The organism is Streptomyces sp. JLBT605 (assembly GCF_058215555.1).
This window is the reverse complement of record NZ_CM177087.1, coordinates 5,465,113-5,479,886: the sequence shown is the minus strand read 5'-3', so window position 1 is coordinate 5,479,886 and position 14,774 is coordinate 5,465,113. Positions and strand designations below refer to the sequence as shown.

The 14,774-nt window shown below is 74.6% G+C and carries 13 protein-coding genes and 1 rRNA gene; 2 read left to right on the top strand and 12 right to left on the bottom strand.

Annotated elements, in window-relative coordinates; translation table 11 throughout:
- Positions 1–125: 125 nt before the first annotated feature.
- The 5 genes from AC4BDD_RS23910 to AC4BDD_RS23890 all read right to left on the bottom strand — a co-directional run bounded on the left by AC4BDD_RS23910 (position 126) and on the right by AC4BDD_RS23890 (position 5,622).
- On the bottom strand, positions 126–1,244 hold the full coding sequence (locus tag AC4BDD_RS23910; protein ID WP_490687515.1) for a glycosyltransferase family 4 protein: 1,119 nt from the start codon (positions 1,242–1,244) through the stop codon (positions 126–128).
- A gap of 396 nt (positions 1,245–1,640) precedes the next feature.
- A complete protein-coding gene (recN, locus tag AC4BDD_RS23905; protein WP_490691918.1) occupies positions 1,641–3,368 on the bottom strand; it encodes a DNA repair protein RecN in 1,728 nt (575 codons plus the stop codon).
- Between the two features lie 102 nt (positions 3,369–3,470).
- On the bottom strand, positions 3,471–4,382 hold the full coding sequence (locus AC4BDD_RS23900) for an NAD kinase (RefSeq protein WP_490687514.1): 912 nt from the start codon (positions 4,380–4,382) through the stop codon (positions 3,471–3,473).
- A gap of 110 nt (positions 4,383–4,492) precedes the next feature.
- Positions 4,493–5,323, bottom strand: a complete 831-nt coding sequence (locus AC4BDD_RS23895) for a TlyA family RNA methyltransferase (RefSeq protein WP_490687513.1) — start codon at positions 5,321–5,323, stop codon at positions 4,493–4,495.
- 8 nt (positions 5,324–5,331) lie between these two features.
- On the bottom strand, positions 5,332–5,622 hold the full coding sequence (locus tag AC4BDD_RS23890) for a hypothetical protein (protein ID WP_490691917.1): 291 nt from the start codon (positions 5,620–5,622) through the stop codon (positions 5,332–5,334).
- A 279-nt stretch (positions 5,623–5,901) separates the two neighbouring features.
- Between AC4BDD_RS23890 and AC4BDD_RS23885 the strand changes: the two genes are divergently transcribed.
- A complete protein-coding gene (locus AC4BDD_RS23885) occupies positions 5,902–6,249 on the top strand; it encodes an SCP2 sterol-binding domain-containing protein (RefSeq protein WP_490687512.1) in 348 nt (115 codons plus the stop codon).
- On the opposite strand, the gene AC4BDD_RS23880 is transcribed toward AC4BDD_RS23885, so the two are convergent.
- The 4 genes from AC4BDD_RS23880 to AC4BDD_RS23865 all read right to left on the bottom strand — a co-directional run bounded on the left by AC4BDD_RS23880 (position 6,197) and on the right by AC4BDD_RS23865 (position 10,758).
- A complete protein-coding gene (locus tag AC4BDD_RS23880) occupies positions 6,197–7,237 on the bottom strand; it encodes an ABC transporter ATP-binding protein (RefSeq protein ID WP_490691916.1) in 1,041 nt (346 codons plus the stop codon). The genes AC4BDD_RS23885 and AC4BDD_RS23880 overlap by 53 nt on opposite strands.
- Before the next feature lie 197 nt (positions 7,238–7,434).
- On the bottom strand, positions 7,435–8,481 hold the full coding sequence (locus tag AC4BDD_RS23875) for a FecCD family ABC transporter permease (protein ID WP_490691915.1): 1,047 nt from the start codon (positions 8,479–8,481) through the stop codon (positions 7,435–7,437).
- Between the two features lie 20 nt (positions 8,482–8,501).
- Positions 8,502–9,554: a FecCD family ABC transporter permease gene (locus AC4BDD_RS23870; protein WP_490687511.1), complete on the bottom strand. Its 1,053-nt coding sequence runs from the start codon at positions 9,552–9,554 to the stop codon at positions 8,502–8,504.
- 160 nt (positions 9,555–9,714) lie between these two features.
- On the bottom strand, positions 9,715–10,758 hold the full coding sequence (locus tag AC4BDD_RS23865; RefSeq protein ID WP_490687510.1) for an HAD hydrolase-like protein: 1,044 nt from the start codon (positions 10,756–10,758) through the stop codon (positions 9,715–9,717).
- A gap of 138 nt (positions 10,759–10,896) precedes the next feature.
- Here AC4BDD_RS23865 and AC4BDD_RS23860 point away from each other — a divergent pair, with 138 nt between their 5' ends.
- The gene (locus tag AC4BDD_RS23860; RefSeq protein WP_490687509.1) at positions 10,897–12,264 is read left to right on the top strand and encodes a DUF1015 family protein; all 1,368 of its coding nucleotides are present in this window, start codon (positions 10,897–10,899) and stop codon (positions 12,262–12,264) included.
- A 143-nt stretch (positions 12,265–12,407) separates the two neighbouring features.
- Here the strand turns inward: AC4BDD_RS23860 and AC4BDD_RS23855 are convergent, their stop codons facing one another.
- From AC4BDD_RS23855 to rrf, 3 genes are all read right to left on the bottom strand, one after another.
- Positions 12,408–13,343 carry a tetratricopeptide repeat protein gene (locus tag AC4BDD_RS23855; protein ID WP_490687508.1) on the bottom strand — a complete coding sequence of 312 codons (936 nt, stop codon included), beginning with the start codon at positions 13,341–13,343 and terminating at the stop codon, positions 12,408–12,410.
- A complete protein-coding gene (locus tag AC4BDD_RS23850; RefSeq protein WP_490687507.1) occupies positions 13,340–14,293 on the bottom strand; it encodes a hypothetical protein in 954 nt (317 codons plus the stop codon). The genes AC4BDD_RS23855 and AC4BDD_RS23850 overlap by 4 nt, the downstream gene beginning before the upstream one ends.
- Positions 14,294–14,599: 306 nt before the next feature.
- Positions 14,600–14,716: ribosomal RNA gene (rrf, locus tag AC4BDD_RS23845) — 5S ribosomal RNA — on the bottom strand.
- Positions 14,717–14,774 lie beyond the last annotated feature (58 nt).

The following is a 14,774-nucleotide window of genomic DNA, read 5'->3' as shown; positions in this document are numbered from 1 at the left end:
ACCGGGAGGCGCCGGAAGCGTCGTGAGAGCGCTCTCTCAGTGCCAGCACCTTGCCCACCCACGGCGCGCGCGTCAACCCTCCGCGCAGCGGCTCGGACTTTCCGCCCGGCGCGGCCGCGCACGCCTCACCCTTGCGCCAACTCGTCGTAGACACGCAGCACATGAGCGACCGTGTCGTCCTCGGTGGGCCAGCCGGCGGCCTGCGCGGGGCCCGCCCGAGCCAGCCGGGCGCGGCGGCCGGGATCGGCCAGCAGCCGGGTCACCGCCGCCCCCAGAGCCACCGGATCGCCGTACGGCACCAGGTCGGCCGCCTCCCCCACCAGCTCCGGGACGCCACCGACCGCGGTGGCCACCAGCGGCACCCCGGCGTGCAGCGCCTCCTGCGCCAGCAGCGGCCGCGCCTCCCACGGGCTGCACAGCACGGCGACGTCGGCGACCGCGAGCAGCTCGGGGACGTCGTCACGGCGGCCCAGCAGCCGCACCGGCAGCTCTTCGGCGGTGATCCGGTGCTGCAACTCGGCCCGCCCCGCCCCCTCCCCCGCCACCACGAGCAGCGGCGGCGGGTCCAGGGTGAGCCAGGCACGCGAGGCGTCCAACAGCGGGCCGAAGCCGCGGCCCTCCTCCAGCCGGCCGACCGTGACCAGCAACGGGCGGTCCAGGACCCCCAGTTCGGCGCGGAACTTCTGCCGCCAGCCGTCCTCCCGCGCGGGCACCGGTCCGGGCGCGGGCACCGCGACCGGCGCCAGGCGGGCGTCCCGGGCACCGCGCCGGCGCGCCCGGTCGACCAGATCGGAGGAGGCGCCGAGCACCACGGTGGCGGCCCGGGCCGCGGTCCGCTCGGTGAGCCGGACCAGCCGGGATGCCGCGCGCCGGGCGGTCGGCCGGGTGTGCCAGGTGACGATCAGCGGGGTACGCCGGCCGCGCAGCGCCAGGGCGGCGAGCAGCCCCGGCCGCAGCCCATGGGCGTGCACCAGGGAGGCTTCGGCGCACACCGCCCGTATCACCGCGAGGCTGCCGGCTCCGGTCCGCGCGTCGAACGGGGTGAAGCGCGCGCCGGCCGCGGTGAAGCCGTATCCGTACTCGGCCTCGCGCGGCCCGCAGACGGTCACCCGAACGCCGCGCGCCACCAGCCCCGCGGTCAGGGAGCGCACATGCACACCGCTTCCGGAGTCCCCGCTGCCCAGCACCTGCACGGCATGCAGCGGCGGCTGCCCGTGCGGCGGCGGGTCCGGTGTGCTGCTCACGCGGGCGAGACTCCTGAGGCGGTGTCGGGGCGGGGACGAAAGGAGGGCGCGGGTGGGGCCACGCCGGTGCCGCGACGCGGACGCCGCTCGCCGGACGCGGACGCCGTGCCTCGCCGCTCGGTGATGCGCTGTGCCCAGGATGCCAGTCCCCACGCCCCTCACCGACCAGGTCCGGCCACACCAGCAGCGCCTGGCTCACCCACCCCGCCACGCCGTCACCCGTACGAGTGACACCCCATGCGCACGTCCGAAACTCGAGCAGCACCACGCGCCGGGCGGATGCGCAGCGCCGGACGGCCGGGAGGCGACGCGAGGCCCGGCCAACCGCGAGGCAGCGCGAAGCGCGAGCCGCGCACCGGGACGCGGGCCTCGCACCAAGGCGCGGCCGGCGGGCGGTCAGCGGGTGGTGCGGGCGGCTTCCAGGAGCTCCTCGGCGTGGGCGCGGGCCAGGGCCGAGTCCTCCTGGCCGGCGAGCATCCGGGAGAGTTCGCGCACCCGGTCCTCCCCCTCCATCGCAAGGACGCCGCTGCGTGTCACCGAGCCGTCGTTGGTCTTCTCCACCACCAGATGACGGTCGGCGAAGGCGGCGACCTGGGGCAGGTGGGTGACCACCACGACCTGCGCGGTCCTGGCGAGCTTGGCCAGCCGTCGGCCGATCTCGACCGCCGCCTTGCCGCCGACGCCGGCGTCCACCTCGTCGAAGAGATAGGTGGGCACCGGATCGGAGCCGGCGAAGACCACCTCGACCGCGAGCATCACCCGGGACAGCTCACCGCCGGACGCGCCCTTGGCGATCGGCCGGGGCGGCGCGCCCGGGTGCGGGGCGAGCAGCAGCTCGACCTCGTCGGCGCCGTGCGGGCCGTACTGGACCGCGCGGCCGCCGACCTCGATGCCCGCGCTCTCCTCGGTGACCTCGGTCTGCCGGATGGCGAAGCTCACCCGGGCGTGCGGCATGGCGAGTTCGGCGAGTTCGGCGGTGACCGCGTCGGCGAACCGCCGGGCCGCCTCGGTACGGGCGTCGGTGAGTGTCTGGGCGAGTTCGCCCAGCTCGGTGCGGAGGGCGTCCCGCTCGGCGGTCAGCTCGCCGATCCGGTCGTCGTCGCCGTCGAGCTCGGCCAGCCGCGCCGCGCCCGCCTCGGCCCAGGCCAGCACGTCCGCGATGGTGTCGCCGTACTTGCGGGTCAGCTGGGTCAGCGCGGCCCGCCGCTCCTCGACGGCGGCCAGCCGGCGCGGGTCGGCGTCCAGGTCGTCGGCGTATCCGGCCAGTTCGCCCGCCGCGTCGGACAGCAGGATGGCGACCTCGCCGATCCGGTCGGCGAGCTGGGCCAGCGCCGGGTCGTGCGAGCGGACGGCCTCCAGCGCCCGGTGCGCCCCGGCGACCAGGGTGGCCGCGTCGACGCCCTCGAGGTCCTCCGGATCGCCGGCCAGCGCGGCGTGCGCGGCGGTGGCGGCGGAGGCGAGCGCCTCGGCGTGCCCGAGCCGCTCGGCCTCGGCGGCGAGTTCGGCGTCCTCGCCCGGCCGCGGCTCGGCGGCGGCGATCTCGTCCAGCCCGAAGCGCAGCAGGTCGGCCTCCTGGGCGCGCTCCCGGGCACGGGTGGTCAGCTCGTCCAGCTCGGCGGCGACGGCCCGCAGCCTGCGGTAGGCGCCGGCGTACTTCTCCAGCGGCCCGGCGACCGCGTCGCCCGCGTAGCGGTCCAGCGCCTGCCGCTGGCGGGCCGGGCGCAGCAGCCCCTGCTGGTCGGTCTGGCCGTGGACGGCGACCAGCTCGTCGGCGAGCTCGCCGAGCAGCCCCACGGGCACCGACCGGCCGCCGACGTGCGCCCGGGACCGTCCCTCGGCGGAGATCGTCCGGCTGATGAGCAGCGCGCCGTCGTCGAGCTCGGCCCCGGCCTCCTCGGCGCGGACCGCCGCCGGCGACCGCCCGTCGACCGAGATCCGGCCCTCGACCACCGCGGCCTTGGCCCCGATCCGCACCAGGCCCGCGTCGGCGCGCCCGCCCAGCAGCAGGCCGAGGCTGGTGACGACCATGGTCTTGCCCGCGCCGGTCTCGCCGGTCACCGCGGTGAATCCCGGGGACAGCTCGACCACGGCGTCCTCGATGACGCCCAGCGCACGTATCCGCATCTCCTCCAGCACGCCCATGACCTTACGAGGTTCAGGGCGTGTGATGCGACGGGCGGGCCCGGCCGCTGGACGAACGGGCGCCCGAGCAGGCATCCGTGCGGGTCACTGCGGGGCGCCGCGCCAGCCCGCGACGGGCAGCGCGAACTTGGCGACCAGCCGGTCGGTGAAGGAGGCGTGGTGCAGCCGCGCCAGGCGCACCGGCACCGCCCCGCGCCGGACCTCCACCCGCGCGCCGGCGGGCAGTTCGACCGTGCGCCGCCCGTCGCACCACAGCACGCCGTGCGGGGTCTGCGGTTGCACCTCCACCGCGAGCACCGAGTCCGGCGCGGTGACCAGCGGCTTGGCGAACAGCGCGTGGGCGCTGATGGGCACCATCAGCAGGGCTTCGACCTCGGGCCAGACCACCGGTCCGCCGGCGGAGAAGGCATAGGCCGTGGAGCCGGTCGGTGTGGCGCACACCACTCCGTCGCCGCCGAAGCGGGAGACCGGGCGCCCGTCGACCTCGGTGACGACTTCCAGCATCCGCTCGCGGGCGGCCTTCTCCACGGACGCCTCGTTGAGCGCCCAGTCGGTGTGCACGACCTTGCCGTCGGTGCGGACCAGGACGTCGAGGGTCATCCGCTCCTCGACCTCGTAGTCGCGGCTGACCACCCGCTCCACCACCCGGTCCAGGTCGTCCCGCTCGGCCTCGGCGAGGAAGCCGACCCGGCCCAGGTTGACGCCGAGCATCGGCACCCCGGAGACCCGGGCGAACTCCGCGCCGCGCAGCAGCGTGCCGTCCCCGCCGAGGACCACCAGCAGTTCGGAGCCGTCCAGGCCGTCCGCGCCGCCGTCGACGAGCTGGACCTCGGACGGCAGCGGCAGGTCCGCGGCCTCCTCGGCGAGCACCCGCACCCCGATGCCGTTGCGCAGCAGCCCCTGGACGACCAGTTCGGCGCTGCGTACGGCGGCCGGGCGGCCGGTGTGGGCGAGCAGGAAAACGGTGCGTCCGCCCGCCTCGGCTGGTGCCGGCACCGACGCGGACGCCGGCACCGATACCGGTGCCGGAGCCGCCACGGGCGCCCCCGCCGACACCCGCGGTGCCGCTGCTGTTCCCTGCGCTGCTGATGCTGCTTCTGAAGTGGTCAACGAGGCCCCTCCGCCACTGCACGGTCGACATCGGCCGGGTCCAGTGCCGGCGCCCCGGCGCGCATCCACAGAAAGTACTCGACGTTGCCGGAGGGACCGGGCAGCGGGCTGGCCGTGACGCCGAGCACCCCGAGGCCGAGGGCGGCCGCCTGCTGGGCGACGGTGCGGACGGCCTCGGCGCGCAGCTCGGTGCTGCGGACCACTCCACCGCTGCCGAGCCGCTCCTTGCCGACCTCGAACTGCGGCTTGACCATGAGGACCAGGTCGGCGTCGGGCGCCGCGCACCGCACCAGGGCGGGCAGCACCAGGCCCAGCGGGATGAAGGACAGGTCGCCGACGATCAGGTCGACCGGCTCGCCGTCGATCTGGTCCAGGGTCAGCTCGCGGACGTTGGTGCGGTCCTTCACGGTGACCCGGTCGTCGCTCTGCAGGGACCAGGCGAGCTGTCCGTAGCCGACGTCGACGGCGACCACATGGGCGGCGCCCGCGCGCAGCAGGACGTCGGTGAAACCGCCGGTGGAGGCGCCCGCGTCGAGCGCCCGGCGGCCTGCGACCTCAAGGCCCAGCGGGGTGAAGGCGGCGAGCGCCCCGGCGAGCTTGTGACCGCCGCGGGAGACGTAGTCCGGGTCGCTGTCGTCCTCGGTGACCACCAGCGCGACGCTGGTCTCCACCTGCGTGGCCGCCTTGGTGGCGGTCGTCCCGGAGACGGTCACCCGGCCCGCGGCGATCAGCTGGCTCGCGTGCTCGCGCGAACGGGCCAGCTTGCGGCGCACCAGCTCGGCGTCGAGTCGTCGGCGCTGGCTGCGTTGGTTGCGGGGCGCTGCCACGGTGCGGTTCAGCTCCTGATGTCGTGCGGGCGTGAGGGGGCGGGTGGACCGGGCTGCCGGTCGAGTGCGGTCAGGGTGTCGCGCAGGCCCCGGTGCACATCCTCGTACACCTCCGGATGACCGCCGACGGGGAGGTGGTCGGCGTCGGCGAGCCGGTCCAGGGCCGCGTCGGTCCCGGGGTGCCCGGTGGGGGTGCGCACCACCCCGAGCGGGGCGGGGCCACCGGCGGCCGGCTCCTCGGGAACGGCCTGCCCGGCGGCCGTCTGCCCGGCAGCGGATTCCGCGGTGGATTCCGCGATCGATTCCGCGACCGATTCCGCGGTGGCGGACACGGCGGCAGACGAATCCGCACCGGCCTGAGCAGCGGCGGACGGCCCCGTACCGGCCTGAGCGGCGGCGGGCTGCCCGGCAGCGGCGGGACCCGCCGCGGCGGCCCGGGCGGCGACAGGATCCGGAGTAGCGGGCTCCGTGGCGCTGGGCCGCGGAGGTGCGTCCGGCATCGGCTCGTTCATGGTCCCGACGCTACCGCGAACCAGCCGTTCTCCGGCGTACGGACCCCTGGGGTACGGTCCATGACCATGGCGACCATCGAGGAGTGCCGGGGCGCGCTCGACCAGCTGGCGGAGAATCTCGCGGGGGCCGAGGGCGACCTGCGCAGCGCCGCCGCGCTCGACCGCTCGCTCAGCTGCCGCATCACCGACCTCGACACCACCTTCACCGGCCGGCTCGCGGGCGGCCGGCTGACCGATGTGACGCCGGTGCCCGGCCCTCCGCCCGGCCGGGCCGACATCCGGCTGGCGATGAGCGGCGACGATCTGCTCGCCCTGGTCGCCGGTGAGCTGCATTTCGCCCGCGCCTGGGCGAGCGGCCGGGTCAGGCTGGAAGCGGGCCTGCGGGATCTGCTGCGGCTGCGGAAGCTGCTGTGAGGCTCACCTCGGAGGCACCACCCGGGGTCCGCTGAGCGCCGGGCTTCTGCTGACCACCCGGCGTCCGCTGACCAGCCGACGTCTGACGACCATCGGGCTTCTGCTGATCATCGGGCGCCTTCTGGCCGCTGGGCGCCTTCTGCCCGCCCAGGGCCGTGTTCCGGGGCTTGCGGGCGGCGGGGATCACCAGCGGGGTGCCCGTCTCCGGGTCCTCGATGATCTGGCAGCGCAGCCCGAACACCTCCTCCACCAGCTCGGCGGTCACCACTTCCCGGGGCGCGCCCTCGGCGACCACCGTGCCGCCGCGCATCGCGATGAGGTGGGTGGCGTAGCGGGCGGCGTGGTTGAGGTCGTGCAACACCGCGACCAGGGTGCGGCCCTGCTCCTCGTGGAGCTGCGCGCACAGGTCCAGGACGTCGATCTGGTGCTGGATGTCCAGGTAGGTGGTGGGCTCGTCGAGCAGCAGCAGCGGGGTCTGCTGGGCGATGGCCATGGCGATCCACACCCGCTGGCGCTGGCCGCCGGAGAGCTCGTCCACATAGCGGTCGGCCAGGTCCGCGACACCGGTGGCGGCCATCGACTCTTCGACGATCCGCTCGTCCGCCTCGGACCACTGCCGCAGCAGCCCCTGGTGCGGATAGCGGCCGCGCGCCACCAGGTCCGCGACGGTGATGCCGTCCGGGGCGATGGAGGACTGCGGGAGCAGGCCGAGGGTGCGGGCGACCTTCCTGGCCGGCATCCTGCCGATCGCCTCGCCGTCCAGCAGCACCGAGCCGGCGGCCGGTTTGAGCATCCGGGACAGAGCGCGCAGCAGGGTGGACTTGCCGCAGGCGTTGGGCCCGACGATCACCGTGAAGGAGTGGTCGGGGATGGTGACGGAGAGGTTCTCGGCGACCGTGCGGCCGTCGTAGGCGAGGGTGAGGCCCTGCGCGGTGAGGCGCTGGCGGGCGGCTGCGGCAGGCACGGTCGGTCGGGTGTCCTTGTCCACGGGATTCTCAGCGTTCTCGGTGTTCTGGGCGGTCTGAGCCGGCCCGGCGTTCTCGGCCGTCTCGGCGCTCTGGGGGTTCTCGGGCTGCTCGGACTTCTCAGGCTGCTCGCGAGGCTGTGGGTCCTCGGGCCGCTGTGCGTCCCCGGGCCGCTGTGCGTCCCCGGGTGCCCGCGGCGTCTCGGCGCCGCGCTGCCCGCTCATATCCGGCCCGCCCGGCGTTCGCTGACCAGCAGCCACAGCAGATAGACGCCACCGAGGATGCCGGTGAGCACGCCGACCGGCAGCTGATCGGTGCCGAAGACCCGCTGCGAGGCCCAGTCGGAGGTGACCAGGAGCGTGGCGCCCAGCAGGGCGGAGGGCAGCAGGTTGGGGCCGGGCGCGCGGGTCAGCCGCCGGGCGACCTGGGGCGCGACCAGGGCGACGAAAGCGATCGGGCCGGCCGCGGCGGCGGCCGAGGCGGTCAGCAGCACGGCGGTGACCATCATGACGAAGCGGGTCCGCTCGACCGGCACCCCCAGGGCGTACGCGCTGTCGTCACCCATCTCCAGCATGCGCAGCGCCCGGGAGTGTCCGATCACCACGGGCAGCAGGACGGCGCAGACGCCCAGCAGCGGCCAGACCTGCTCCCAGTCCCGTCCGTTGAGCGAGCCGGTCACCCACACCAGCGCCCGGGCGGCGTCCACCAGGTCCGCCTTGGTCAGCAGATAGCTGTTGACGCCGCTGAGCATGGCGGAGGCCCCGATGCCGACGAGCACCAGCCGGTAGCCGTTGACGCCGCGGCGCCAGGCCAGGGCGTAGACAGCGAGCCCGGTCAGCAGGCCGCCGCCGATCGCGCCGAGGGCGACGGCGGTGGTGTCGCCCTGGAAGAGCACGATGACGGTGAGCGCGCCGGCCGCCGAACCCTGCCCGAAGCCGACCACGTCCGGGCTGCCCAGCGGGTTGCGCGAGACGCTCTGGAAGATCGCGCCGGACAGCCCGAGCGCGGCGCCGACGAGCAGTCCCACCAGCACCCGCGGCAGCCGCAGTTCGTTGACGATGAAGTCCTGGGCCACCGTCCCGTCGCCCATCAGGGTCCGCACGACATCGGCCGGCGGGATGTCGAAGTCGCCGGTTCCGATGAGCACCACGCTCATGGCGAGCGCGGCGGCGGCGAGCAGCAGCCCCACCAGCAGGGCGCGGGTGTCCACCCGCACCGACAGGCCGCCGGCGCGCAGGGTGGTGCCGCGGAAGCCGCGCGCGCTGATCTTGTCATCCCTGCGGGCACTCACAGCTGAGCCATCCTTCGGCGGCGTACGAGGTAGATGAAGACGGGGCCGCCGATGAGGGTGGTGACGACGCCGACCTGGAGTTCGGAGGGGCGGACGACGATCCGGCCGATGATGTCGGAGCCGAGCAGCAGCACCGGGGAGAGGGTGGCCGCGTACGGCATGATCCAGCGCAGGTCGGGGCCGGTGAGCGCGCGCACCATGTGCGGGACCATCAGTCCGACGAAGGCGATCGGGCCGCAGGCGGCGGTCGCGGCCCCGCACAGCAGGGTGATCGCCACCATGGCGAGGGCCCGGGTGAGAGCCAGCCGGGCACCCAGGGCGCGCGCGGTGTCGTCGCCGAGCGCGATGGCGTTCAGCGGGCGGCCGAGGGCCAGCGCGAGGACCACGCCGGCCAGGATGAACGGGGCGACCTGCTCGACGACCGACATGTTCGCGGAGGCCAGCGAACCGACCGTCCAGAAGCGCACTTTGTCCAGCGCGGCGGTGTCCAGCAGCTGCACGGCGTAGACGTAGCCGTAGAGGGCGGAGTAGGTCGCGGTACCGGCCAGGGCGAGCCGCACCGGTGTGGCGCCGCGGCTGCCGCCCAGCAGGTAGACCAGGGCGGAGACCACCGCCGCACCCGCGAAGGCGAACCACACATAGCCGGTCAGCGAGGTGACGCCCAGGAAGCTGATGGCCGAGACCACGGCGGCGGAGGCGCCCGCGTTGACCCCGAGCAGCCCGGGGTCGGCGAGCGGATTACGGGTCAGCGCCTGCATCACCGCGCCGCCGAGCCCGAGGCCGACGCCGACGAGCAGCCCCAGCAGGGTGCGCGGCACCCGCACGTCCCGGATCACCACGTCCGTCTTGTCGCCGTCGTAGGCGAAGAGGCCGTGCCAGACCTGGTCCAGCGGGATGGGCTTGGCCCCCACCGCGATGCTCGCCGCCGTGACCAGGGCCAGCGCGGCGAGGGAGAGCAGAAGCCCGGTCGCGCGGCGCGAGGTGCGCGGCCGGGGCGGCGGCGAGGGCTTTGCCGCGACCCCGGCGCGGGGAGGACTGGCCAGGGACACGCGGAACTCCACCTCGCAGCAGCACAACCGGAACAGAATGGCGAGGTTAGGCTAACCTAATCTTACTGCCGCCGTTCAAGGCCCCCGCCCGGTCGCCGCCGAAGGCCCCCGCCCGGCAGCCCGTTCCGGGCCCCGCCCGGTCCCCGGCTCCGAGCGGGCGTCAAAGACCCAGCCTGGCCAGCGCCTTCCCCGCGTCCGCGGCACAGCTGCCCGCTCCGGCGGCGGTCCAGGCCGCCGCGCACAGCGCGCGCAGCCCGTCCAGCGGATCGTCACCCGCACCCTCCAGCAGCAGTACGCCGTGATCGAGCCGGGCCACCCAGCCACCGCAGCCGAACCCGCCCTCGCTCGGCCCGGACACCGGCACCACCTCGGGCTGCCCGGTCAGCAACCCCCGAAGATCCGCCGCGACATACGTCGGCCGGTACTTCGGCTCGGCGGCCAGCAGCCGCGCCGCCGTGGTCACCCCGGTCAGCACCAGGAGCGAGTCGACCCCACCGGCCCAGGCGCCCTCGATGTCCGTGTCGAGCCGGTCCCCGACGACCAGCGGATGCCGGGCCCCGGTCCGCAGGATGGTCTCCCGGTGCATCGGCGGCAGCGGCTTCCCCGCGACCTGCGGAGTGCCGCCGGTGGCGATCCGCACCACCTCCACCGCGGCGCCGTTGCCCGGGGCGATGCCGCGCGCGCTGGGGATGGTCAGGTCGGTGTTGGACGCGAACCACGGCACCCCCCGGGCCACCGCGTACGACGCCTCCGCCAGCCGCCCCCACGGCAGTTCGGGACCGCCGTAGCCCTGCACCACCGCGGCCGGGTCCTCATCCGCGGACTCCACCGGCCGCAGGCCGCGCTCGCGCAGCGCCACCCGCAGCCCCTCACCGCCGATCACCAGCACCGGCGCCCCGGCCGGTACCTGCTCCGCGATCAGCCGGGCCACCGCCTGCGCGGAGGTGATCACGTCGGTGGGCTCGGCGGGCACCCCCAGCTCGGTCAGATGCCCGGCCACCGCCTGCGGGGTGCGCAGCGCGTTGTTGGTCACGTAGGCCAGGTGCATACCACCGTCCCGCGCCGCGCCCAGCGACTCGACGGCGTGCCGGATCGCCTCCCCGCCCGCGTACACGACCCCGTCGAGATCCAGCAGCGCGGTGTCGTACGCCTCGCTCAGCGGCTGTGCGCTGGCATCGGGCCGGGTCCGGACCGTGTCGTTCATGAGGTGGCCGCTCCTTAGCGGATCGCTGGCGAATCGTGGACTTCTCCCGCCGGCGGATCCATGGCCGGATGACGCCGGATCCGCCGCGGGAGTCCCCCCGATCATCGCTCATGCTCCGACGCGGCATAACATGCACTGATGAGCATTCCAGGGCTTGTCGGGCACGGCCTTGAGCTGGCCCCGTTCCGTGCGTTGCGGTACGTCCCGGAGCGCGTCGGCTCCCTCGCCGCCGTCACCTCCCCGCCTTACGACGTGGTGGTCCGGCCGGACGGACTGCGTCAGCTGGAGACCGCCGACCCGTACAACATCGTCCGGCTCATCCTCCCGCAGGCGGACACCCCCGCCGACCGGCACCGGCAGGCCGCGGAGACCCTGCGCCGCTGGCAGGCCGAGGGCATCCTCGCACCCGATCCCGAGCCCGCGCTCTATGTGTACGAGCAGCGTGGCGACGGCATGCTGCAACGCGGCCTGATCGGCGCCCTGCGACTGAGTCCCCGGGAAGAGGGCGTCGTCCTGCCGCACGAGGAGGTGATGCCGCACGTCGTCGAGGACCGGGCCGCGCTGCTGCGCGCCACCGGGGCCAACCTCGATCCGCTGCTCCTCGCCTACCGCGGCAACGGCAGCGCCCCCGCCGAGGACGCCGTCGGCGGCGCACCGGCGGCCGGCGCCATCCCCGCGCCCAGCGCCGCGCGGGTCATCGAGCAGGTCGCCACCCGGCCGCCGCTGCTGTCGACGACCACCGAGGACGGCTTCAGCCACGTGCTGTGGCAGGTGACCGACCCGGCCGAGCTCTCGGAGATCACCACCGACCTCTCCCACCACCAGGCGCTCATCGCCGACGGACACCACCGCTGGGCCACCTATCTGCGGCTGCGCGCCGAGCAGGGTCCGGGCCCCTGGGACTTCGGCCTGGTGCTGCTCGTGGACACCGCCCGCTACCCGCTGCGGGTCCGCGCCATCCACCGCCTGCTGCACCAACTGCCCATCGCCACCGCACTCGACGCACTCGGCGACGCCTTCCGGGTACGGACCATCGACGGCCCGCTGGCCCGCGCGCTGGAGGTCCTCAACGCCCCGGCCGCCGCCGGCTCCGGGGGCGCCGGAGGGGCGACCGACCTCGCCATCAGCGGAAACGCCTTCCTGCTGGCCGGAGAGGGCCGGTTCCATCTCCTCGACCGCCCGAATCCGGCGCTGCTGGCCGGCACCGTCCCCACCGACCGGCCGGAGGAGTGGCGCACGCTGGACGCCACGGTCCTCCACTCGGTACTGCTGGATCACCTCTGGAAGGTCCCCGACGCCCCCAGCGACATCGGCTACATCCACGACGCGGAGGCGGCCGTGGAGCAGGCGGAGCGCCACGGCGGCACCGCCGTCCTGCTCCGTCCGGTGCGTGAGCAGGTGGTGCACGACCTCGCCCGGCAGGGGGTCGCCATGCCGCACAAGTCGACCTCCTTCGGTCCCAAACCGGCCACCGGTCTGGTGCTGCGCAGCCTCGCACTCGGCTGACGCCCCCCGGGCCGCGTACCCGGCCCGGCCCCCTACACAGCGAGGGCGGAACCCCACCGGGTTCCGCCCTCGCTTTTCATCATTTACGCGGCTGCCGCAGCCGGGCGCGTTACCCGGCTGCGGCAGACGTCGACTGTCAGCTGTCAGCCGTCGTTTCCGTCGCGCTCCGCGTCCTCGGCCTCCGCCTTGGCGACGGCGACGTTCTCGGCCGCGTCCTCGCCGCCGTTCTCGTCGTCGCTCTCGCCGCCGTTCTCGTCGTCGCTCTCGGCCGCGTCGTCGACGTCGTACGGCGCCTCGTCCAGGTCCGCAGCGCGCGCTTCCCCGCCCGCGGCCGCCCCGGCCTCGGCGTCGCCGGTGGCCTCTTCGTCCGCGAGGTCGTCCTCGGCCTCGGGGGCCAGCGCGTCCACGAACTCCACCCCGTCCAACTCGGCGAGCCGGTCGGAGGCGTTCGTCGTACCGCTCTGGTCCGCCTCGAGCGCCTTCGCGAACCACTCGCGCGCCTCGTCCTCACGGCCGACGGCCAGCAGCGCGTCGGCGTAGGCGTAGCGGAGCCGCGCGGTCCACGGCTGGATGGAGTGCGAGGCCAGCTCGGAGCTCTGGAGGGTCACCACCGCGGCCTCGGCCTGCCCCATGTCACGCCGCGCACCGGCCGCGACCAGCCGCATCTCGACCTGTCCGGCCCGGTCCAGCTTCTGCACCTCCGGCTCACCGGCCATGGCCAGGGCCCGCTCGGGGCGGCCCATGCCACGCTCGCAGTCGGCCATCACCGGCCACAGCTCCGCGGAGCCCGTCATACGGCGCGCCGCGCGGAACTCCGCCAGGGCCTCCGCGTACTTGCCGACGGCGTAAGAGGCGAAGCCCGCCGCCTCTCGGACAGCCGCCACGCGGGACGCCAGCCGCAGCGCCACGCGCGAGTACCCGTACGCCTGCTCCGGGTCCTCATCCAGCAGCCTGGCAACCATCACGAGGTTCCTCGCGACGTCCTCGGCCAGCGTCTTCGGCAGGCTCAGGAGCTCCTGCCGGACGTCCTTGTCGATCTCGAAGCCGGTCACGTCCTCGGGGATCGGCAGCCGCTTCACCGGCTCGCGGTCACGGTCGCGGTCGCGGTCACGGCCCCGATCGTCCCGGCGACCGTAGCCGCGGTCGTCACGACGCCCGTAGCCACCGGAGCGCTCGCGGTCGTCCCGCCCACGCCCCTGCCCGTACGGACGGCGCGGCCCGCGGTCCCGGTCGTCACGGCCACCACGGAAACCACCGTCCCGGTCGTCCCGGCGCGGCCCACGCGGCCGCTCATCACGGCGGTCGTCACGCCGCTCATCACGCCGCTCGTCACGGCGGTCATCCCGACGCTCGTCCCGGCGGAAGTCGTCACGGCGGAACGCGGGACGCTCCTCCCGGCGGAATCCCGGCCGCTCGTCACGGCGGTCGTCGCGGCGGAACGCGGGGCGCTCGTCACGCCGCTCGTCCCGGCGGTCATCGCGCCGGAAGCCACCACGATCGTCACGCCGGTCATCACGGCGGTCATCGCGCCGATCGTCCCGGCGGTACGCCGGCCGGTCGTCACGGCGCTCGAAGCCACCCGGGCGACCGCCGCGATCGCGGTCGCGGTCATCGCGGTGGCCGAAGCCACCGGGACGCCCACCACGGTCATCGTCCCGACGCGGCCCGCGGGGACGCTCGTCACGCCGGTCGTCCCGGCGATCGTCGCGGCGGAAGCCACCACGGTCGTCGTCGCGGCGAGGCCCACGGTCCCGATCACGGTCGCGGTCATCGCGACGGAAACGCGGACGGTCGTCGCGCTCCCGGTCCTGGCGGAACCCGCCGGCACGGTCGTCCCGACGCGGCCCACGGGGACGCTCGTCACGGCGCTCGTCACGCCGGTCATCACGGCGGAACGCGGGGCGCTCGTCACGCCGCTCATCCCGGCGGTCATCGCGCCGGAAGCCGCCACGATCGTCACGCCGGTCATCACGGCGGTCATCGCGCCGATCGTCCCGGCGGTACGCCGGCCGGTCGTCACGGCGGTCATCGCGGCGATCGTCACGGCGGCCGTAGCCGCCGCCGAACCGACCGCCGCGGTCGTCGTCCCGACGCGGCCCACGGTCGCGGTCGTCCCGGCGCGGTCCCGAGCTGCGGAAATCACGCCGGTCGCCGCTGTCGCGCCGTCGCGGCTCGCGCTCCGGCCTGTCGTCAGGGGAGTTGTTGGTCATCGACGTGACTCCTGTCATGAGGTACCGCAGTCATTCTCGCGCACCTGGCTTTTCGGCGCGTCTTGGCAAAACAAAAGGACCCTTGGTCCCAGCGTGAACGCTGGGACCAAGGGTCCTGAAAGATTGTTCGGCGGCGTCCTACTCTCCCACAGGGTCCCCCCTGCAGTACCATCGGCGCTGAAAGGCTTAGCTTCCGGGTTCGGAATGTAACCGGGCGTTTCCCTAACGCAATGACCACCGAAACCCTATCGGGTTCGAGCGAACAAGCACACTCTTCAATTAATGGTGTGGTGTGCCGGT